This window comes from Streptomyces sp. NBC_00252 (genome assembly GCF_036187565.1).
GTDB lineage: Bacteria > Actinomycetota > Actinomycetes > Streptomycetales > Streptomycetaceae > Streptomyces.
This window is the reverse complement of the sequence record NZ_CP108087.1, coordinates 3170521-3189093: the sequence shown is the minus strand read 5'-3', so window position 1 is coordinate 3189093 and position 18573 is coordinate 3170521. Positions and strand designations below refer to the sequence as shown.

At 70.1% G+C, this 18573-nt stretch carries 17 protein-coding genes; 12 read left to right on the top strand and 5 right to left on the bottom strand.

What is annotated here, in order from left to right; translation table 11 throughout:
• Positions 1 to 4: 4 nt before the first annotated feature.
• The 5 genes from OHT77_RS13550 to OHT77_RS13530 are packed head-to-tail and all read left to right on the top strand — an operon-like array spanning position 5 to position 5138.
• On the top strand, positions 5 to 1150 hold the full coding sequence (locus OHT77_RS13550; RefSeq protein WP_328828591.1) for a lipid II:glycine glycyltransferase FemX: 1146 nt from the start codon (positions 5 to 7) through the stop codon (positions 1148 to 1150).
• On the top strand, positions 1147 to 2097 hold the full coding sequence (locus OHT77_RS13545; protein ID WP_328828589.1) for a D-isomer specific 2-hydroxyacid dehydrogenase family protein: 951 nt from the start codon (positions 1147 to 1149) through the stop codon (positions 2095 to 2097). Before OHT77_RS13550 ends, OHT77_RS13545 begins: the two co-directional genes overlap by 4 nt.
• The gene (gene vanA / locus OHT77_RS13540) at positions 2090 to 3139 is read left to right on the top strand and encodes a D-alanine--(R)-lactate ligase (RefSeq protein WP_328828587.1); all 1050 of its coding nucleotides are present in this window, start codon (positions 2090 to 2092) and stop codon (positions 3137 to 3139) included. The genes OHT77_RS13545 and vanA overlap by 8 nt, the downstream gene beginning before the upstream one ends.
• Entirely contained in the window at positions 3136 to 3744 is a 609-nt protein-coding gene (gene vanX, locus OHT77_RS13535; protein WP_328828586.1) for a D-Ala-D-Ala dipeptidase VanX, read from the top strand. The genes vanA and vanX overlap by 4 nt, the downstream gene beginning before the upstream one ends.
• A 41-nt stretch (positions 3745 to 3785) precedes the next feature.
• On the top strand, positions 3786 to 5138 hold the full coding sequence (locus tag OHT77_RS13530) for a hypothetical protein (RefSeq protein WP_328828585.1): 1353 nt from the start codon (positions 3786 to 3788) through the stop codon (positions 5136 to 5138).
• Positions 5139 to 5352: 214 nt separating this feature from the next.
• Here OHT77_RS13530 and OHT77_RS13525 read toward each other — a convergent pair whose 3' ends face one another.
• Complete coding sequence (locus tag OHT77_RS13525; protein ID WP_328828582.1) at positions 5353 to 5775, bottom strand: MarR family winged helix-turn-helix transcriptional regulator; 423 nt, start codon at positions 5773 to 5775, stop codon at positions 5353 to 5355.
• Between the two features lie 62 nt (positions 5776 to 5837).
• On the opposite strand from OHT77_RS13525, the gene OHT77_RS13520 reads away from it, so the two are divergent.
• On the top strand, positions 5838 to 6908 hold the full coding sequence (locus OHT77_RS13520) for an FUSC family protein (protein ID WP_328828581.1): 1071 nt from the start codon (positions 5838 to 5840) through the stop codon (positions 6906 to 6908).
• On the opposite strand, the gene OHT77_RS13515 is transcribed toward OHT77_RS13520, so the two are convergent.
• Positions 6872 to 7531 carry a response regulator transcription factor gene (locus tag OHT77_RS13515; protein ID WP_328828579.1) on the bottom strand — a complete coding sequence of 220 codons (660 nt, stop codon included), beginning with the start codon at positions 7529 to 7531 and terminating at the stop codon, positions 6872 to 6874. The two genes, OHT77_RS13520 and OHT77_RS13515, sit on opposite strands and share 37 nt — an antisense overlap.
• Positions 7528 to 8694 carry a sensor histidine kinase gene (locus OHT77_RS13510; RefSeq protein ID WP_328834231.1) on the bottom strand — a complete coding sequence of 389 codons (1167 nt, stop codon included), beginning with the start codon at positions 8692 to 8694 and terminating at the stop codon, positions 7528 to 7530. Before OHT77_RS13510 ends, OHT77_RS13515 begins: the two co-directional genes overlap by 4 nt.
• Positions 8695 to 8915: 221 nt before the next feature.
• Between OHT77_RS13510 and OHT77_RS13505 the strand changes: the two genes are divergently transcribed.
• Genes OHT77_RS13505 through OHT77_RS13495 form a run of 3 tightly spaced genes read left to right on the top strand, consistent with a single transcriptional unit; the run spans position 8916 to position 12159 of the window.
• Positions 8916 to 9869 (top strand): ABC transporter ATP-binding protein, encoded by a 954-nt coding sequence (locus OHT77_RS13505; RefSeq protein ID WP_328828578.1) that lies wholly within the window; start codon positions 8916 to 8918, stop codon positions 9867 to 9869.
• The gene (locus tag OHT77_RS13500; RefSeq protein ID WP_328828576.1) at positions 9869 to 11407 is read left to right on the top strand and encodes a hypothetical protein; all 1539 of its coding nucleotides are present in this window, start codon (positions 9869 to 9871) and stop codon (positions 11405 to 11407) included. The genes OHT77_RS13505 and OHT77_RS13500 overlap by 1 nt, the downstream gene beginning before the upstream one ends.
• Positions 11404 to 12159, top strand: a complete 756-nt coding sequence (locus OHT77_RS13495) for an ABC transporter permease subunit (RefSeq protein WP_328828574.1) — start codon at positions 11404 to 11406, stop codon at positions 12157 to 12159. The genes OHT77_RS13500 and OHT77_RS13495 overlap by 4 nt, the downstream gene beginning before the upstream one ends.
• On the opposite strand, the gene OHT77_RS13490 is transcribed toward OHT77_RS13495, so the two are convergent.
• Positions 12140 to 14278, bottom strand: coding sequence for a tetratricopeptide repeat protein (locus OHT77_RS13490; RefSeq protein WP_328828573.1), 2139 nt, complete (start codon positions 14276 to 14278; stop codon positions 12140 to 12142). The genes OHT77_RS13495 and OHT77_RS13490 overlap by 20 nt on opposite strands.
• Before the next feature lie 353 nt (positions 14279 to 14631).
• Between OHT77_RS13490 and OHT77_RS13485 the strand changes: the two genes are divergently transcribed.
• A complete protein-coding gene (locus OHT77_RS13485) occupies positions 14632 to 15702 on the top strand; it encodes a DNA glycosylase AlkZ-like family protein (protein ID WP_328828571.1) in 1071 nt (356 codons plus the stop codon).
• Here the strand turns inward: OHT77_RS13485 and OHT77_RS13480 are convergent.
• Positions 15689 to 16297, bottom strand: coding sequence for a YceI family protein (locus OHT77_RS13480; protein ID WP_328828570.1), 609 nt, complete (start codon positions 16295 to 16297; stop codon positions 15689 to 15691). The two genes, OHT77_RS13485 and OHT77_RS13480, sit on opposite strands and share 14 nt — an antisense overlap.
• Before the next feature lie 389 nt (positions 16298 to 16686).
• Here OHT77_RS13480 and OHT77_RS13475 point away from each other — a divergent pair, with 389 nt between their 5' ends.
• Together OHT77_RS13475 and OHT77_RS13470 are read left to right on the top strand one after the other, a co-directional pair.
• Positions 16687 to 18270 carry an acyl-CoA carboxylase subunit beta gene (locus OHT77_RS13475; protein WP_266772901.1) on the top strand — a complete coding sequence of 528 codons (1584 nt, stop codon included), beginning with the start codon at positions 16687 to 16689 and terminating at the stop codon, positions 18268 to 18270.
• Positions 18271 to 18327: 57 nt separating this feature from the next.
• Positions 18328 to 18519: an acyl-CoA carboxylase subunit epsilon gene (locus OHT77_RS13470; protein ID WP_078652542.1), complete on the top strand. Its 192-nt coding sequence runs from the start codon at positions 18328 to 18330 to the stop codon at positions 18517 to 18519.
• The last annotated feature ends 54 nt before the right edge of the window (positions 18520 to 18573 follow it).

Below are 18573 nucleotides of genomic sequence, written 5' to 3'. Positions count from 1 at the left end.
GGGCATGCGTCGGCTGTCCGTCGAACCGATCAGCTCCGCCGCGCACTTGGCGTTCGTACGCGCCCAGCGGTCGGTGAGCTTCCTGCAGACCCCGGCGTGGGGAAGCGTCAAGACCGAGTGGCGCAGCGAGTCCCTCGGTTGGTACGACGGCCGTCAACTGGTCGGCACCGGGCTCGTGTTGCACCGCCCGGTGCCGAAGCTGGACCGCTGCACGCTGGCGTATCTGCCCGAGGGCCCGGTCATCGACTGGACCGGGGACATCGACAGGTGGCTCGACCCGTTGGCGGCGTATCTCAAGGCACACGGCGCGTTCGCGATCCGGCTCGGGCCGCCGGTGTGCACGGACCTCTGGAGCGCGGCCCAGGTGAAGGAGGGCCTCGCCGACCCGGGCGTCAGGCGGCTCACCGACCTGCCCGCCGCGTGGGCCGATCCGGTCGGCACCCGCGTGACCGGCCGTCTCCGGGACGCGGGCTGGCTGCCGCAGCACCCCGAGGACGGCTTCGGCGTCGGGCATCCGCAGTTCAAGTACGAGATCCCGCTGGCCGGCCGGCCGGAGGACGACCTCCTCACGGGCATGAACCAGCTCTGGCGCCGCAACATCAAGAAGGCGCACAAGGCAGGGGTCGAGGTCAGGGTCGGGGGCGCGGCCGGGACCGCCGACTCGCTCGGTCCCGACCTGAAGGCGTTCCACGACCTCTACGTCCACACCGCGCACCGCGACCGCTTCACGCCCCGCCCGCTGCGCTACTTCGAGACCATGTTCGCGGCACTGCGCGCCGAGGACCCCGACCGGATCACCCTCTATCTCGCCCACCACGAGGGCGACCTGGTCGCCGCCACGATCCTGGTCCGGGTCGGCGCGCACGCCTGGTACGCCTACGGCGCCTCCTCCACCGAGAAGCGCGAGGTGCGCGGCTCCAACGCCTGCCAGTGGGCGATGATCCGCGACGCGCTGGCCGCCGGCTGCGATGTCTACGACCTGCGCGGCATCACCCCCACCCTCGACGCGGACGACCCGCATGTCGGGCTGGTCCGGTTCAAGGTCGGTACCGGGGGCCAGGCCGTGCGGTACGCGGGGGAGTGGGACCTGCCGTTGCGGCCGCTGATCTACCGGGCGTTCGACCTCTACATGAGCCGGCGGGGCCGATGAGCACAGGCATCACGATCTACGGCTGCGGGCCCGACGAGGACGCTCTGTTCCGGGAGTTGGCACCCCGCTTCGGTGTCGTCCCGACCATCACCCGGGCACCGGTGAACGAGGCGAACACCCAACTGGCCGCCGGAAACAGGTGCGTCAGCGTCAGCCACCGAACCCCGATCACGAACTCCGTTCTGCGCGCGCTCGGTCGAGCCGGCGTGGCGTACATCTCCACGCGGAGCATCCGCCGCGACCACATCGACGTGGACTACGCGAACCGGGTGGGCCTGTCCGTCGGGAACACCGCCTACTCGCCCGACAGCGTGGCCGACTACACGGTGATGCTGATGCTGATGGCGATCCGGAACGCACGGTCCACGGTCCGCCGCACGGACGTACACGACTACAGGCTGCACGAGGTGCGCGGAAAGGAACTGCGCGACCTGACCGTCGGAGTCGTCGGAACCGGCCGTATCGGCACGGCGGTCGTGCACCGGCTACGGGGTTTCGGCTGCCGAACACTGGCCCACGACAGTCGGCTCACCCTCGATCTGGACGAGTTGCTGCGCCTGAGCGACATCGTGACGCTCCACGCGCCGCTCACCCCCGACACGCACCATCTCCTCGACCGCCGGCGTATCGAGCGGATGAGACACGGGGCGTTCGTCATCAACACCGGACGCGGCCCGCTGCTCGACACCGAGGCCCTCGTCACGGCCCTGGAGAGCGGCCGGCTGGGCGGTGCGGCACTGGACGTCGTCGAGGGAGAGGAAGGGATCTTCTACGAGGACCGCAGAGACAGACCCATCGACAACAAGACGTTGCTGCGGCTGCACGAGCTCCCGAATGTGCTCATCAGTCCGCACACCGCCTATTACACGGACCACGCCCTGAGGGACACGGTCGAGAACTCCCTCACCAACTGTCTGGCATTCGAAATCGGGGATCAGCATGGCTAGGTCGAAGATCGCGGTTCTGTTCGGTGGCTGTTCCGAGGAACACCCCGTCTCCGTCAAGTCCGCGCAGGAGATCGCGCGGAACCTCGACACGGAGAAGTACGAGCCCCTCTACGTCGGAATCACGAAGAGCGGTGCGTGGAAGCTCTGCGACGGTCCCGGCCCGAACTGGGAGAACGGCGACTGCCGCCCGGCCGTGCTGTCACCGGACCGGGGCGTCCGCGGGCTGCTCGTCCTGGAGCAGGGGCGGTACGAGACGATCGGCGTGGACGTCGTACTGCCCGTCCTGCACGGCACCCTCGGTGAAGACGGCGCGATACAGGGCCTGTTGGAACTCTCCGGCATTCCCTACGTCGGCTGCGGCATCCCGAGTTCCGCCCTCTGCATGGACAAGTCCCTCGCCTACGTCGTCGCCCGGAGCGCGGGAGTCGCCACCCCGAATTTCCGGACCGTCACCGGCAAGGAGGACGACATCGACCCCGACCGTCTCACCTATCCCGTCTTCGTGAAGCCGGCCCGTTCGGGTTCGTCGTTCGGGGTCGGCAAGGTGTCCCGGAAAGAAGAGCTGCCGAACGCGCTGGACAGCGCACGGCAGTACGACACGAAGGTGCTGATCGAGGAGGCGGTCGTCGGCCGCGAGATCGGCTGCGCCGTCCTGGGCGACGAACCGGACCTGTTCGTGGGCGAGTTGGACCACATCGCGCTCTCCCACGGGTTCTTCAGGATCCACCAGGAGGACAGGCCCGAGACCGGTTCCGAGAACGCGACGGCGGTCGTCCCCGCCGACATCCCGGCCGAGTCGCGCACCCGCGTCCAGGAGACGGCGAAGGCCGTGTACCGCGCCCTGGGGTGCAGGGGACTCGCACGGGTGGACATGTTCCTCACCGAGGACGGGGAAGTGGTCCTCAACGAGGTCAACACCCTGCCCGGAATGACCTCGTACAGCCGTTACCCGAGAATGATGGAAGCCGCCGGACTTCCACCGGCCGAGGTGATCGACCGACTGGTGTCAGCCGCGCTGACCGCTGCCGGGGAAAGCCGATGAACGACGACTTCGTCCACGTCGACGAGCACGTTCCCGGAATACGCTGGGACGCCAAATACGCCACCTGGGACAACTTCACCGGCAGACCGGTCGACGGATACCTGGCCAATCGCGTCGTCGGCACGAAGGCACTGTGCGCGGCGCTGGAAGAGGCGCAGCAGAAGGCCGAGACCCTGGGCTTCGGCCTGCTCCTCTGGGACGGGTACCGCCCCCAGCGTGCCGTGGACTGCTTTCTGCGCTGGTCACGACAGCCCGAGGACGGCCGGACCAAGGCCCGGCACTATCCGAACATCGACAGGGCCGGAATGTTCGAGAGGGGATATGTGGCCGCCAGGTCGGGCCACAGCCGGGGCAGCGCGGTCGATCTGACGCTGTATCGCCGGGACACCGGTGAACTCGCTCCCATGGGGGGCATTCATGACCTGATGGATTCCGTCTCGCACCACGGAGCACAAGGAATCACGGATACGGAGACGGAAAACCGGCACCATCTGCGCTCCCTCATGGATTCCTGCGGTTTCAGCGCATATGACAACGAGTGGTGGCATTACGCACTGAAATCCGAACCGTATCCGGACACCTATTTCGACTTTCCCGTCACGTAACCGATCCGGCCCGGGGGGCCGGTGTCGGGTAGCGTCGAATCATGAAGGCTGTGACTCTGACCCGAAGCCTCCCGGGGCTGCTGCTGGCCGTGCTGCTGGCCGCGCTGACCATGGCGTCCCCGGCCGCCGCGGCCACCGGCGTCTCGACGATCGGGCAGGCCCTGCGCAAGGGTCCCGTCTACGTCGACCCGGCGGCTTCCGGGCTGTCGTCCGCCGACGCGCTCGCGCAGCGGATCAAGAAGGCGGACAAGCCGGTGTTCATCACGGTCCTGCCCGCCGGCTATCCGACGGCGAACCTCTTCACGAACCTCCGCACCGCCACCGGCATCACCGGCCTCTACGCGATCCGCCTCGGCGACCGTTTCGACGCCCGCGCCGACTCCTCCGTCCTGTCGAACGCGGCCGTGCGGAACCTGGTCAGCAGCGTGCAGGGCGAGGACGCGAAGACGCAGCTCGCCGACTTCACCGACCGCGCGCTCGCCGGCATGGGCGGCTCGGCGCCCGCGTCCTGGGGCGGCTCGTCCGGCGACGGCGGGGGAGTCTCCGGTACGGCGTTGATCGTCGCGGGCGGGGTGCTGGTGGCCGGCGGCGCGGGGGCGTACACCCTCGTGCGCCGCGGCCGTCGCCGCCGCGAGGAGGAACAGCGCGCGGCGCTCGACAAGCTGCGGGTGGTCGTGGACGAGGACATCACGGCCTTCGGCGAGGAACTGGACCGCCTCGAGTTCCACCCCGCAGAACCGGGCGCCGACGACGCGATGCGCGCGGACTACGAACGCGCCCTCGACGCCTACGAACAGGCCAAGTCGTACATGGCGGCGGCCACGAAACCGGAGGACGTCCGGTCGGTCACCCAGGCCCTGGAGGACGGCCGCTTCTCCCTGGCCCAGCTCGCCGCGCGCCGCGAGGGCCGCCCGCTGCCCGAGCGCCGCGCCCCCTGCTTCTTCGACCCGCGCCACGGCCCCTCGGTCGCCGACGCCACCTGGACCCCGCCCGGCGGCGCCCCCCGCGAGGTCCCGGTCTGCGCGGCCGACCAGGCCCGCCTCGCCGACGGCCAGGACCCGATGATCCGCGAGGTCGACACCGACCACGGCCGCCGCCCGTACTGGGACGCCGGCCCCGCCTACGGCCCCTGGGCAGGCGGCTACTTCGGCGGCGGCCTCCTCCCCGGCCTCCTCGTCGGCACCGTCCTCGGCAGCATGATGTCCACCCCGTCCTACGCCTCCGACTACGGCACCGGCTACGGCGACTTCGGCACCGGCGGCTTCGACGGCGGCGACGTCTCCGGCGCGAACTTCGACCCCAACGACTTCAGCGGCGGCTTCGGAGACGGCGGCGGAGGAGACTTCGGCGGAGGCGGCGACGGCGGCGGCGGAGACTTCGGCGGCGGCTTCTAAAAGAGCGACACCACAGGTATTTGCTACGGCAGGCGTACCAGCCCTGGCCGGGGCACCTCCCTCAGGGCCACGACTGTCGGCGGGACGTCCCAGCGCTGGCCGGAGCACCTCCCTCAGGGCCACGGCTGTTGGCGGGACGTCCCAGCTCCGGCCAGGTCAACCCCCTTAGGGGCGCGGGGAACTGCGCGACCAGCCCCCACCGCCCCGCACCCACTCAACTACCTGCAAGCCGCTCCATCAACACCCCCGCCAACTCCAACACCCCCCGCTCCGTCGCACTCAACGACCCCAACGCCTCCGCCAGCCACACATCCCGCTCACCCATGTCCTGGTCCAACGCCCGGTGCCCCTTGGCCGTCAGCGTGAGAACGGACTGGCGTCGGTCGACCGGGTCCGGCGCACGCGAGATCAACCCCTCCGCCTCCAGCTCACCGAAGACCCGGGTCAAAGACTGCGGCCGCTGCCGCTCAGCCACAGCGATCTCCCCCGGCGTCGCGGAGTGATGCCGATGCAGATGCCCCAGCACGATCAACTGGTTGGGGGTGAGCCCGGCCTCGTTACCCCGCTCCTGCCGCAACCGCCGATTCAACCGCACGACCCCACGCCGGATCCGCGCCGCTTCCGAGAGATGATCCATACCGGATATCGTACGCAGACACTTACTACCCAGGCGCCAAACGTCCCGCTATTCTCGGAACAGTGACCGCCAAACTAATACGCAACGCGTACGAAGCGGCCCTGACGATGACCGCCGTCCTGCTCAGCTGGGGCGCAGCCCTCTGGCTGGAGGGCACCGCCGGCCTCCACACCGACGTACTCGTCCTCGCGGTCGCACTGACCCTCACCCTGTCCTCGAGCCAGCGCACCGCGGACACCCGCCGCCGCCTCACCGCCCTCGCGCTGCTGCCCGCCACAGCCGGCGCCTCGATCTTCGTCGGCCGCCTGATCGGCTCGCACTACGCGCTCGGTGCCACCGTCTACACGGCGGGCATGGCGCTGGCGATCTGGATCCGCCGCTACGGCCCCGCCGCCACCAAGGCCGGCACCCTCATCGCCCTCCCGCTGGTCACCCTCCTCGTCGTCCCCGGCCCCGCACTGCCGGCCAAGGCGCAGAGCGGACTGGTCACTTGGGCCTGGGCCGCGCTCATCGGGGCGCTCGCGTGCGCCGTGGTCTGGCTCGTGCAGGGGCTGGGGGACCGGTACGGGCCGCAGGACTGGCGTACGCAGGCCGCCCTCGAACAACCCCGGCGCCGCTCCCGCCTCCACCCCCGCCCCAGCACCCGCATGGCGCTGCAGATGGCGGCCGGTATCGCCGCCGCCTTCGTCCTCGGGAATCTCCTCTTCGACGACCACTGGCCCTGGGTGGTCCTCACCGCCTACGTCGCCGCGAGCGGCAACCGCGGCCGAACGGACGTCCTGCGCAAGGGACTTGAACGCCTCGCCGGAGCCACCGTGGGCACCCTCCTCGCCGCGGGTGTCGCGGCGGCCGGGGTCACCGGACACACCGCTGTGGCGCTCATGTTCACCGTCCTGACCGTGGCGCTGTGGCTGCGCCCCCTCAACTACGCCTACTGGGCGGCCGGTATGACCTGCGCGCTCTCCCTCCTCCTCGGCTACTTCGGCCAGGACGCCCTGAGCCTGCTGCCCATCCGCCTCGAAGGGATCGCGGTCGGCGCGGTGCTGTCGGTGGCGTCGGCGTGGTGGCTGCTGCCGGTGCCGCGCGCCCGCCGCCGTCAGCCGGTCCTCGGCACCACGAGTCCCGTCTCGTAGGCCATCACCACGGCCTGCGTACGGTCCCGCAGCCCCAGCTTGGACAGGATGCGGCTGACGTGCGTCTTCACGGTCTCCTCCCCGACGTGCAGCCGCGCGGCGAGTTCCGGGTTGGACAGCCCCTCCGCGAGCAGCCGCAGCACGTCGGTCTCGCGCGGGGTGAGCACGTCCAACTTCCCCTGCGTGGGCGCCTTCGGGCGCAGCCGAGCGAACTCGGCGATCAGCCGCCGCGTGATCCCGGGCGCGAGCAGCGCCTCACCCGCGGCCACGACCCGGACCGCCTCGAAGAGCCGTTCCGCCGTCACGTCCTTCAGCAGGAACCCGCTCGCACCGGCGGCGAGCGCGTCGTAGACATGCTCGTCGAGGTCGAAGGTGGTCAGCACCAACACCCTCGGCACGACGGGGCAGTTCTGGAGCCGCGCGGTGGCCTCGATGCCGTCCATGACCGGCATCCGTACGTCCATCAGCACCACGTCCGGCGACTCCTCCCCGCACACGCGCACCGCCTCCGCGCCGTCGCGCGCGGTGCCTACGACGGTGAAGTCGGCCTGGGTGGCGAGGAGTCCGGCGTAGCCGAACCGGACGATCTCGTGGTCGTCGGCGACGACGATCCGGATGCTCACGGCAGCGCCACCGCTTCCTCCGATGTGACGGGCAGGCGTGCCTCGACCAGGAAACCGCCGCCGGGAGCGGGCCCGGTGCGCAGGGTCCCGCCGACCGTCGCGGCCCGCTCAAGCATCCCGAGCAGCCCGTGACCGGAGGGGGCGGCGGTGGACCCCGGCCCGTTGTCGCGCACGCGCAGCGCCAAGTCCGCTTCTCCGTAATGGAGTTCCACGTCCACCGCCGCGCCCGGCGCGTGTCGGCGGGCGTTGGTGAGGGCCTCCTGGACGATCCGGTACGCGGTGACCTCGATCCCGGGGTCCAAGGGGGTGATGGGGCCGCTGACGATGAGGCGGGTGCTGGAGCCGGCCGCGTCGCGTGACGCGTCGATGAGGTCGAGGAGTTGGCCGAGGCCGGGCTGCGGTCGGCGTTGGACTCCGGTGTCGGCGTCCTCCCGCAGCACCCCCAACAGGCGCCGCATCTCGGTCAGTGCGGTGCGCGCGGTGTCGCCGATGGCGAGCAGCCGGGTGGCTCCGTCGGCGGGGAGTCCGGGGGTGGTGAGCCGGGCGGTCTCGGCCTGGACGGCGATCATCGAGATGTGGTGCGCGACGACGTCGTGCAACTCCCGTGCGATACGCGCCCGTTCACCCCGTGCGGCGTGTTCGAGGAGGGTGTCAGCGAAGGCCTGTTCGGTCGCACTGTGGGCTTGTGCGGTGCTGCGGACGTGGTGGGCGATGCCGGTGGCCGCGGCGGCGGAGGCGAGGGTGGCCACCAGGACGGCGACGATCCTGGTCAGTTGCTCGTGACTGCCGAGGGCGATCACGACGTAGGGGAGGACCAGCAGCCCGCCGAGGCGGGTGGCTCCGGCGCGGCCCAGGACGTACACGCAGACGAGTTGGGCCACGACCCCGGCGACGGTGAGGCCGCCGAAGGGCACGAGGGAGAGCACGCAGGCGAGGCTGAGCGCCAGGGCGGCGCCGCTGCGGGCGAGCCGTCCCGTGCCGAGAACGAGGGCGAGGGGCAGCGTGGAGGCGAGGCCGAGCAGCAGCAAGGCGGCGAAGTCACCGGCCAAGTCGGTGCTGCGCAGGAGGACTTCGGCCTGTGCCAGGACGGCAAGAGTGACGGGAGCGGCGAGCTCCGCGCGCCGCGAGGCGGCGGCGAGCCCCGTGCGGCCGGCATCGACCAGTCGGCGCACATCCCGTTCCCGGCCCGGGACACCAGCTGTCACCGGACCGTGTTCCCTCGCCCCGCCCGCGCTTTCCGGCGCTGCCGAACCCTCCACACTCGACGCCCCCTCCACGCCCATCCGGTCATTGTGCCGATCGCCGTTCCGCTCGGCGTCCCCTTCGTGAGGGACCCCCGTCGCGTGACGACGGGCGGTGGCCGACCCGCCTAGCCTCCCTCAGCATGAGTCAAACAACCGACGCAACCATCGAAGTCCGGGAACTGCGCAAGCGGTTCGGGCGGACGCTCGCGGTCGACGGGCTGTCGTTCACGGTCGAGCCCGGCACGGTGACCGGGTTCGTCGGCCCCAACGGGGCGGGGAAGTCCACCACCATGCGGGCCGTGCTGGGGCTGGACGCCCCCGACGGGGGACAGGCGTTGATCGGCGGCCGCCCCTATCACGCCCTGCGTACGCCGCTGTTGGAGGTTGGCGCCCTGCTGGACGCCGCCGCCCTGCACCCCAGCCGGCGGGGGCGCGACCACCTCCGCTGGCTCGCACACTCCCACGGGCTGTCGATGCGGCGGGTGGACGAGGTGCTCGAACAGGTCGGGATGGAGGAGGCGTCCCGGCGGAGGGCGAGCGGTTACTCCCTCGGTATGCGCCAACGGGTCGGGATAGCCGTCGCGTTGCTCGGCGACCCACCGGTGCTTCTGCTCGACGAGCCGGTCAACGGCCTTGATCCCGAAGGCATTCAGTGGATCCGGGGCCTGCTCCGGCATCTCGCCGCCGAAGGCCGGGCGATCCTCGTCTCCAGCCATCTGATGAGTGAACTCGAGGACACCGCCGACCATTTGGTGGTCATCGGCCGGGGGCGGCTCATCGCCGACACGGCCGTGGCCGATCTCCTCGCGGCGGCCTCCGGTGACCGGGTGCGGCTGCGCACCGGCAGCCGTACGGAGGCCATGGAACTGCTCGCCCGGGAAGGCGGGACGGTCGCTGTCGTCGATCGCGACGTCCTCACCGTCACCGGTCTCCCCGCCGAACGGGTGGTGGAGCTGCTCTCCGGGGCCCGGGTCCCCTTCACCGAAGTGGGCGCCCACCGGGCGTCGTTGGAGGAGGCCTACATGGAACTCACCCGGGACGCGGCCGAGTTCACGGCCACGCCCGCCGAGGAAGCGGACGAGGTGACCCGGTGATGACGACGACACCGACGAGGACGGTTCCTCCGTACCGCTCGGGTCTGCATCCCGCGCGGGCCGGGTTCGGGCGGCTGCTGCGGGCGGAGTGGGCGAAGTTCTGGACGGTCAGGATCTGGGTGGCGGTGCTGGCCATCACCGCCGTGGTCGTGGTCGTCGTCTGTCAGCTCGGGGCGACCGGGTCCACTGTCGGCGGTGGACCGCCGGTGGTGCTCGGGCCCGGGGGCGAGGTCGTCAACGACGCTTTCCGGTTCGTCCACCGGCCATTGACCGGCGACGGCACGGTCACGGTCCGGGTCACCGGGATGAAGGGCGCCTCCGGGAACGGGCTGGAGCCCTGGACCAAGGCCGGGGTCATCGTCAAGTCGAGCCTGAAGCAGGGGTCGCTGTACGCGGCGGTGCTGGCGACGCCCGCGCACGGGGTGCGTATGCAGTGGAACTTCACTCACGACACGGCGGGCCCGAGCAGTGATCCGACGAAAGCCCCGCAATGGCTCCGGTTGACAAGGCTGGGGGAGAAACTCACCGGTTACGCGTCGGTGGACGGCGCGAAGTGGACCCGGCTCGGAGAGGTGAGCGTCGGGGGGCTGGGGAGGACGGTCCAGGTGGGGGCGTTCCTGGCGGCTCCCAACCGTGAGGTCGTGCACCGGTCCTTCGGCGGTACGAGTTCGGTGGCGGGCAGCGGTCAGGCCACCGGCACCTTCGACCACCTCGGCCTCACCGGCACGTCGGACACGGGCGGTTGGACGTCCACGGACATAGGGGCGCCCACCTCTCAGGCCCCGCCGGGAAGCACACGGCCGGGCGCGTCGACGGTGACCGCGGCCGGCGTCTACACCCTCACCGGGCAGGGAGACATCGCCCCGGACGAGAACAACCCCGACATGGTCCAGATGAGCTTCCAGGGAGTGTTCGTGGGCCTCCTCTTCATGGCCACCCTGGGCACGCTCTTCGTGACGAGCGAATACAAACGCGGCCTGATCCGTACGACGTTCACGGCGACGCCGTCCCGGCTGAAGGTGCTCGCGGCGAAGACGACGGTGATCGGCGCCGTCACCTTCGCGACAGGCCTGCCGGCAACGGCGATCGGCTTCACCGTGGCGCAGAGGACACTGCGCTCCAACGGCTTCAAGCCCCCCGAGTTCCCCGACCTCTCCCTCCTGGAGAACCCGGCCCTCAGGGCGGTGGTGGGCAGCGCGGTCCTCCTGTCACTGGTCGCGGTCCTGGCCCTCGCCGTCGGCGTGGTGCTGCGCTCCAGCGCCGGCACGATCGCGACGGTGGTGGTCCTGGTGCTGCTCCCGCAGATCCTCTCGGTCGCCCTCCCGCTTCCGGCGGCGCAGTGGCTGCTGAGGGTGACACCGGCGGCGGCCTTCGCGATCCAGCAGGGGGTCACGTACTACCCGCAGGTCCACCACAACTGCCTTCCCGAGGGCGGCTGTTACCCCCTGACCCCGTACCACGGCCTGGCGGTGCTCGCGGCCTACGCGGTGGCGGCCCTGCTGCTGGCGGCCTGGACGGTCAGGAGGCGGGACGCGTGAGGTGGCTGGGCTCTCTCCACGCCGAGTGGACCAAACTCCGTACGCTGCCCAGCACATGGTGGCTCCTGGCGGCGACGGTCGCCCTGACGGCGGCGGTCGGCGCGGCGGCGGCCTCGTCCCTGACGACCCAGGTGTGCCCGTCACCGGCGGCCTGCCACGAGGACACGGTCAAACTGAGCCTCACCGGCGTCCAGTTGAGCCAGTCGCTGTGTCTGGTGCTGGGTGTGCTCTCGATGGGCGCGGAGTACAGCACGGGCACGATCCGCACGACGCTCACGGCGATGCCGGGACGGTGGCGGGTCCTGACGTCCAAGGCGGCCACCCTGTCGCTCCTGACGGCGGTGGCCGGGGCCTCGGCGGTCCTGTCCGCCCTGGTCCTGTCCCACCTGATCCTCCCGAGCCCCACGGACGGTGCGACGCTCCGGGCGGCGGCGGGCTCGACCCTGATCCTCGTCCTGGTGACACTCCTGGGCCTGTCCCTGGCGACACTGCTCCGCGACACGGGCGGCGCGATCACCCTCGGCCTGGGCGTCCTCTACGTCATCCCGATCCTGTCCCGCCTGGTCAACTCCCCGACCTGGCAACACCGCCTGCAACGCTGGACCCCCATGCCGGCGGCCCTGTCCATCCAGGCGACAAAAAACCTGGAGCGACTGACGATCGCTCCGTGGCCGGGCCTGGGGGTACTGGCGGCTTACGCGGTGGGGTTGTTGGCGCTCGGCGGCACGGCACTCAGACTGCGGGACGCGTGACTCCGCCTTGGACGGTGTCGAGTCCGAGAAGTGCGGTGCTCATGCCGTCCCGGGCCCGGGCCTCTCCCACGGGGTCGCCGAGAAAGACGAACCAGTTCAATGCCCGGACGTGGGCTGCGAGCGCCTGGTCATGCGCCCCCGACTCGTTCCAGGTCCGCCCCAGGCTGTTCCAGACGGTGGCCCGGTGGTGCCAGTCGCCGGATTCCGCGCACAGCCCCAGAACACGGACGTAGGCGGTCACGGCTTCATCGAGGCGGCCCAGCTTGCGAAGGGTCATGCCGAGGCCGGCACGGGCCTGCTTCTCGCTCTCCTTGTTGCCGACGGCCACGTGGACGGCCAGGGCTTCTTCGAAGACCTCCTGTGCTTCCTCCGTGCGGCCCACCGCACTCAGTACAGCGCCGAGATTCGTGCGCACCTGGGATGCCTGCCGGACCATGCCGATCCCGGCGGCGATCCGTGCGCCACGGGTGTGGGCGTCGATCGCGTCGTCATACCGCTTGAGTGCCAGCAGGGTGAGTCCGAGGTGGTCCCACGCCAGAATCTGTCCCTCGGCGTCGTCGGAGTCCTCGGACAACCGCAGGGCTCGGCGGTGGGCGATCTCGGCCTCCTGGAACCGCCCCAGATGGAACAGGGCTCCGCCGTGATCACCGGACGTCCTGGCCTCGGCCCAGGGATGGCGGATTCGGCGGGCGGCCTCGTACGCGGCCTTCGTCACGGTGGCCCAGTCGTCGAAGGCGCGTCGAAGGATGAGGTAACTGCCCATGTGCAGGACGATCATCAGCGAGGGGGGTCGGCCCTCGTCCTCGCCGTCGGTCCAGTGGGCGATCTCCAGCAGTCCCGTCCGCTCGGAGTCGAGCCATAGCAGGGCGAACTCGCGTGAGCTGAAGTAATTGACGGGTGCCTCTTCCGGAGTCCCCAGGAGGTGGGCGGCGGCGGACACGACAAGGTGGAAGTAGGCCATCAGCAACTTCCTCCGTCCCTCGGCCACTTCCTTGTGCACCGCGGGATCCTCGACGGCGACGAGTTGGGCATAGGCCCGTACGAGGTCGTGCATCACCCAGCGCTGACCGCCTGGGAGCGCGGTGAGGAGCGAGACGGCGGCCAGCTCGTCGAGGAGTGGTTCCAGGCACCCGGCTTTCAGCGAGGTCGCGGTCAACGCCATCCGGAACGCGATGCTGTTCCCCGGCACCTGCCCCAACAGCCGGAAGACCCGGGCGAGTTCAGGCTCCAGCCTGGCGTACATCACGTCGAGCACGGGCCGCATGCTCAGTTCCTTGCCGTACTGGTCGACTCCCTTGGCGCGCAGGGCCCGTACGCGATCCTCGGCCGCCCGCAGCTCATCCACCAGCGTGGAGACCGGCCGCTGCCGACGCCGTCGTAGCAACGCCGAGACGATCAGCAGGGCGAGCGGCAGGTGGCCGCACAGCTGGGCGAGTCGGCGTACGGCTTCCGGCTCCTCCGCGACCCGGAGGTCACCGGGGTCGTACTGCCGAAGCTGCCGGTCGACAAGGTCCCGCGAGGCACCGGGCGTGAGCCCGGCGACCCTGAACTGCCGTACCGGAAGGGAGTCCTGGACCTCCCGGGAGGTGATCAGAACCCGATGTCCGCGCCCTTCCCCGGGCAGCAGCGGAACGATCTGCGCCGGGTCGGAGGCGTTGTCCAGAAGGATCAGCACAGACTCACGGGAACCCAACTCGCCCCGGTACCGCGCGTACTGCTCATCCGGCGTCGGCGGCAGATCCGCGTCCTCCACCCCCAGCATCCGCAGCACCGCCGGCACCGCCTGATCCGCCGTCATCGGAACGTCGTCGTACCCCCGCAGATCGACGAAGAGCGCACCCCCGGAGAACCAGCCCCGCCCCCGCGCCGCATGCGCGACAGACAACGCCAGCGCGGTCTTTCCGACGCCGCCGAGCCCCGAGACAGCCGAGACGACGACGGACCCGGAGCCACCACCGACCCCCGGATCCAGGGCACCCAACAGTTCGGCCACCTCGTCCTCACGGCCGGTGAAGACGGCCGGCGCGGCAGGCAACGCGGAGAGGGCGGTGGGGGCGGGCGCCGCGTCCGGTGACTCGGACTTGCCGGTGACGGGGCCGTAGAACGTACTGCCCCGCATGTCGATGTGATCCCCGCCGCCCACTGGCCCCGCCCGCCGTCCGTCCCTACGCAGCACCACCCACTGCCGTACCTCATAGTGCCCGGATTGTCAGTGGTGCGTCCTAAGGTCAACAGACACAGGCAGGGCGTCTGTTCGCGGCGGAAAGGGACGGCACGTGGGGGACGGCATTCAGTGGCTGGTGGACGAAACGACAAGCTCCGGATGGATGCTGGACGTCCACTTCGCCCACGGCATCACCGCCGAGGAACTGGCACTCCGCATGGGCGCATCGCCCGGGGCGAGGGCGGAACCCCCCGGCTGGTGGCAACGGCACACACACCTCCTCCCCGCAAGCGCCCAGTGGAGCCCCCGTGCATGAGCTCACCCGCCCCCAGGCCCGCAGAATCGCCGTCCAGGCCCAGCTCCTGGATGCCGACCGGCCCACCGAACTGCACGCCGTCGTACGCCGGTTGACCCTTCTCCAGATCGACCCCACCGCTGCGATCGCACCGAACGCCGACCTCGTCGCGTGGAGTCGGCTCGGCTCGGCGTACGCGCGGGAGGATCTCACCGCCGCGCTCGCGGACCGGACCCTTCTCGAACTGCGCGCGATGATCCGCCCGAGCGAGGACCTGGCGCTGTACCGCGCCGACATGGCCGTATGGGAGAGGGAGTCGAAGCACTACCGCGAGTGGGTCGCCGCGAACGACGCGTGCAGGCGGGACATCCTGGAGCGGCTCGGGGGTCAAGGGCCGCTCACCTCACGGGAGTTGCCCGACACGTGCGCGGTGCCGTGGAAGTCGTCGGGGTGGACCCACAACCGCAACGTCAGCCAGTTGCTGGAGCTGATGGTGCTGCGCGGGGAGGTCGCCGTCGCGGGGCGGGCCGGGCGGGAGCGGCTGTGGGACTTGGCCGCACGCGTCTACCCGGACGAACCCGCCGTGCCCGTCGACGAAGCGCGCCGACGGCGGAACGAACGGCGGCTGCGCGCCCTCGGCATCGCCCGGGCCACCGGCACCGCGCTCCCGGTCGAACCCGCTGTCGTGGGCGACGTCGGTGAACCCGCCGTCGTAGAAGGGGTGAAGGGGGAGTGGCGGGTCGATCCGGCGTACCTGGACCGGCCGTTCAGCGGGCGGGCCGCACTGCTGTCGCCCTTCGACCGGCTGATCCACGACCGGCAGCGCACCACCGAACTCTTCGGCTACGACTACCAGTTGGAGATGTACAAGCCGGCCGAGAAGCGCCGCTGGGGGTACTTCGCACTGCCGATCCTCTACGGCGACCGGCTCGTCGGGAAGCTCGACGCCACCGCGGACCGCAAGGCCGGCGTGCTCCTGGTGAACGCCGTCCATCAGGACGTGGAGTTCAGCAGGAGCATCGCCGATGCCGTGGACGCCGAGATCGAGGATCTGGCGGTGTGGCTGGGCCTCAGGCGTTCTTGATCGCCGAGATGTCGAAGTTCAGCTTGATCTTCTCGGAGACGAGGACGCCACCGGTCTCCAGCGTCGCGTTCCACGTGAGGCCGAACTCGGAGCGCAGGATCTCGGCCTTGCCCTCGAAGCCGACGCGCTCGTTGCCGAACGGGTCCTTGGCCGCGCCGTTGAACTCCAGGTCGATGGTGATCGGCTTGGTGGTGCCGAGGATCTCCAGGTCACCGGTGACGCGGTAGTCGTCGCCACCGAGGGACTCGGCGGAGGTGGAGCGGAAGGTCATCGACGGGAACTCGTCCGTCTTGAAGAAGTCCGCGCTCTTGAGGTGACCGTCGCGGTCCGGCGAGCCGGTGTCGATGCTGTCCATCTTGACGTCGAGCGACGCGGTGGACTTGGTCGGGTCGGAACCGTCCAGGTGCAGCGTGCCGGTGAAGTCGAGGAACTTGCCCTTGACGTTCGTGACCATCGCGTGGCGGGCGGTGAAGCCGAGCGTGGTGTGCGCCGGGTCGATCGTGTAGTCGCCGGTCAGCGCGGCCAGGTCGGGGTTGGTCGCGGCGGGTGCCGAGGTGGTGTCGGTGTCGTCGCTCTTGCGGCCGAAGATGCCCATGACGTGCTCCTAAAGGGGACGGGAAGCGTGCGGGATCGAATCTGTTGAACGTTCAACGAAGCGAACAAGAAGGACCGTAGACCTATTCCATTCAATTTTCAACATCATCCGCAGGGTGTTGAGCCAACTACTACGGGCCACTTCTACGAGTACGCTCTCCCGGCACTCCCGGCAACGCGAGAATCACTCCGGAGATGGCATCCGCCCGCATGAATGTGAGGTGGCTCTCAGCTGTCGGCTTTGTGTAACCCCTACAACCAGCATGCCCCGTGAGCAGTCGGAACGGCTGCATGCCGGTGAGGTTCTGTTCAGGGGTACCAGGAAAACGGGCCGGAGACTGTGCAGAGTCGACGGCGCCCTTTCCTTGGTGTCCTTCGTAGGGTCAGTACATGACCGTTTTGGATGAGGCGCCGGGCGAGCCGACGGACGCGCGAGGGCGAGTGGCCGAGCTGCACGAGATCCGTGCGCGGGCACTGGCCGGCCCGAGCGAGAAGGCGACCGAGGCGCAGCACGCCAAGGGGAAGCTGACCGGCCGGGAGCGCATCGACCTGCTCCTCGACCCCGGGTCCTTCCGCGAGGTCGAGCAGCTGCGCCGGCACCGCGCCGTGGGCTTCGGCCTGGAGGCCAAGAAGCCGTACACCGACGGTGTCATCACCGGCTGGGGCACGGTCGAGGGCCGCACGGTCTTCGTCTACGCGCACGACTTCCGCATCTTCGGCGGCGCCCTGGGCGAGGCCCACGCCACGAAGATCCACAAGATCATGGACATGGCCATCGCGGCCGGTGCGCCCCTGGTCTCCCTGAACGACGGCGCCGGCGCCCGTATCCAGGAGGGCGTCTCCGCCCTCGCGGGCTACGGCGGCATCTTCCAGCGCAACACCAAGGCCTCCGGCGTCATCCCGCAGATCAGCGTGATGCTCGGCCCGTGCGCGGGCGGCGCGGCCTACAGCCCCGCCCTCACCGACTTCGTCTTCATGGTCCGCGAGACCTCGCAGATGTTCATCACCGGCCCGGACGTCGTCAAGGCGGTCACCGGCGAGGAGATCACGCAGAACGGCCTCGGCGGCGCCGACGTCCACGCGGAGACCTCCGGCGTCTGTCACTTCGCGTACGACGACGAGGAGACCTGCCTCGCCGAGGTGCGCTACCTCCTGTCGATGCTCCCGCAGAACAACCGGGAGAACCCGCCGCGCGCCGAGTCGAGCGACGAGGCCGACCGCCGCTCGGACATCCTGCTCGACCTGGTCCCGGCCGACGGCAACCGGCCGTACGACATGACCAAGGTCATCGAGGAGATCGTCGACGACGGCGACTACCTCGAGGTCCACGAGCGCTGGGCCCGCAACATCATCTGCGCGCTGGCCCGCCTCGACGGCCAGGTCGTCGGCATCGTCGCCAACCAGCCGCAGAGCCTCGCGGGCGTCCTGGACATCGAGGCCAGCGAAAAAGCTGCGCGCTTTGTCCAGATGTGTGACGCTTTTAACATTCCGATCGTTACGTTCCTGGACGTTCCGGGATTCCTTCCCGGCGTCGACCAGGAACACGGCGGAATCATCCGGCACGGAGCGAAGCTGCTCTACGCGTACTGCAACGCCACCGTGCCGAGGATTTCGCTCATCCTGCGCAAGGCGTACGGAGGTGCCTACATCGTCATGGACAGCCAGTCCATCGGCGCCGACCTCACCTACGCCTGGCCCACCAACGAGATCGCCGTGATGGGCGCCGAAGGTGCCGCCAACGTCATCTTCCGCCGCCAGATCGCCGACGCCGAGGACCCCGAGGCGATGCGGACGCGCATGGTCAAGGAGTACAAGTCCGAGCTGATGCACCCGTACTACGCGGCTGAGCGCGGACTCGTCGACGACGTCATCGACCCCGCCGAGACCCGCGAAGTACTCATCAGGTCGCTCGCGATGCTGCACACCAAGCACGCGGACCTTCCCTCGCGCAAGCACGGCAACCCCCCGCAGTAACCCAGCGGATCCTTCGCGGTCCTTCCGCGGAAACCTCTCTCACGGAGACTGAGACCTATGAGCACCCCTGACATTCGTGTCGAGAAGGGCCACGCCGAGCCCGAGGAAGTCGCCGCCATCACGGCCATCCTCCTGGCCCGCGCCGCGGCCGCCCCTGCCGAGGCCCCGGCCCACCGCCCCCTCCCCAAGGCCGGCTGGCGCCGACTGGAGCGCGAGGGCGGATTCCGGGCTCCGCACAGCTGGCACTGAGCGATCCAGCGCGTCCACGACGGCCCCGCCCTCCTTCGGGAGGGCGGGGCCGTT

Coding starts and splice junctions, on each gene's coding strand:
- OHT77_RS13550 (WP_328828591.1), top strand. CDS start 5: ATGCGTCGGCTGTCCGTCGAACCGATCAGCTCCGCCGCGCACTTGGCG.
- OHT77_RS13545 (WP_328828589.1), top strand. CDS start 1,147: ATGAGCACAGGCATCACGATCTACGGCTGCGGGCCCGACGAGGACGCT.
- vanA (WP_328828587.1), top strand. CDS start 2,090: ATGGCTAGGTCGAAGATCGCGGTTCTGTTCGGTGGCTGTTCCGAGGAA.
- vanX (WP_328828586.1), top strand. CDS start 3,136: ATGAACGACGACTTCGTCCACGTCGACGAGCACGTTCCCGGAATACGC.
- OHT77_RS13530 (WP_328828585.1), top strand. CDS start 3,786: ATGAAGGCTGTGACTCTGACCCGAAGCCTCCCGGGGCTGCTGCTGGCC.
- OHT77_RS13525 (WP_328828582.1), bottom strand. CDS start 5,775: ATGGATCATCTCTCGGAAGCGGCGCGGATCCGGCGTGGGGTCGTGCGG.
- OHT77_RS13505 (WP_328828578.1), top strand. CDS start 8,916: ATGAGTCAAACAACCGACGCAACCATCGAAGTCCGGGAACTGCGCAAG.
- OHT77_RS13500 (WP_328828576.1), top strand. CDS start 9,869: ATGACGACGACACCGACGAGGACGGTTCCTCCGTACCGCTCGGGTCTG.
- OHT77_RS13490 (WP_328828573.1), bottom strand. CDS start 14,278: ATGCGGGGCAGTACGTTCTACGGCCCCGTCACCGGCAAGTCCGAGTCA.
- OHT77_RS13480 (WP_328828570.1), bottom strand. CDS start 16,297: ATGGGCATCTTCGGCCGCAAGAGCGACGACACCGACACCACCTCGGCA.
- OHT77_RS13475 (WP_266772901.1), top strand. CDS start 16,687: ATGACCGTTTTGGATGAGGCGCCGGGCGAGCCGACGGACGCGCGAGGG.
- OHT77_RS13470 (WP_078652542.1), top strand. CDS start 18,328: ATGAGCACCCCTGACATTCGTGTCGAGAAGGGCCACGCCGAGCCCGAG.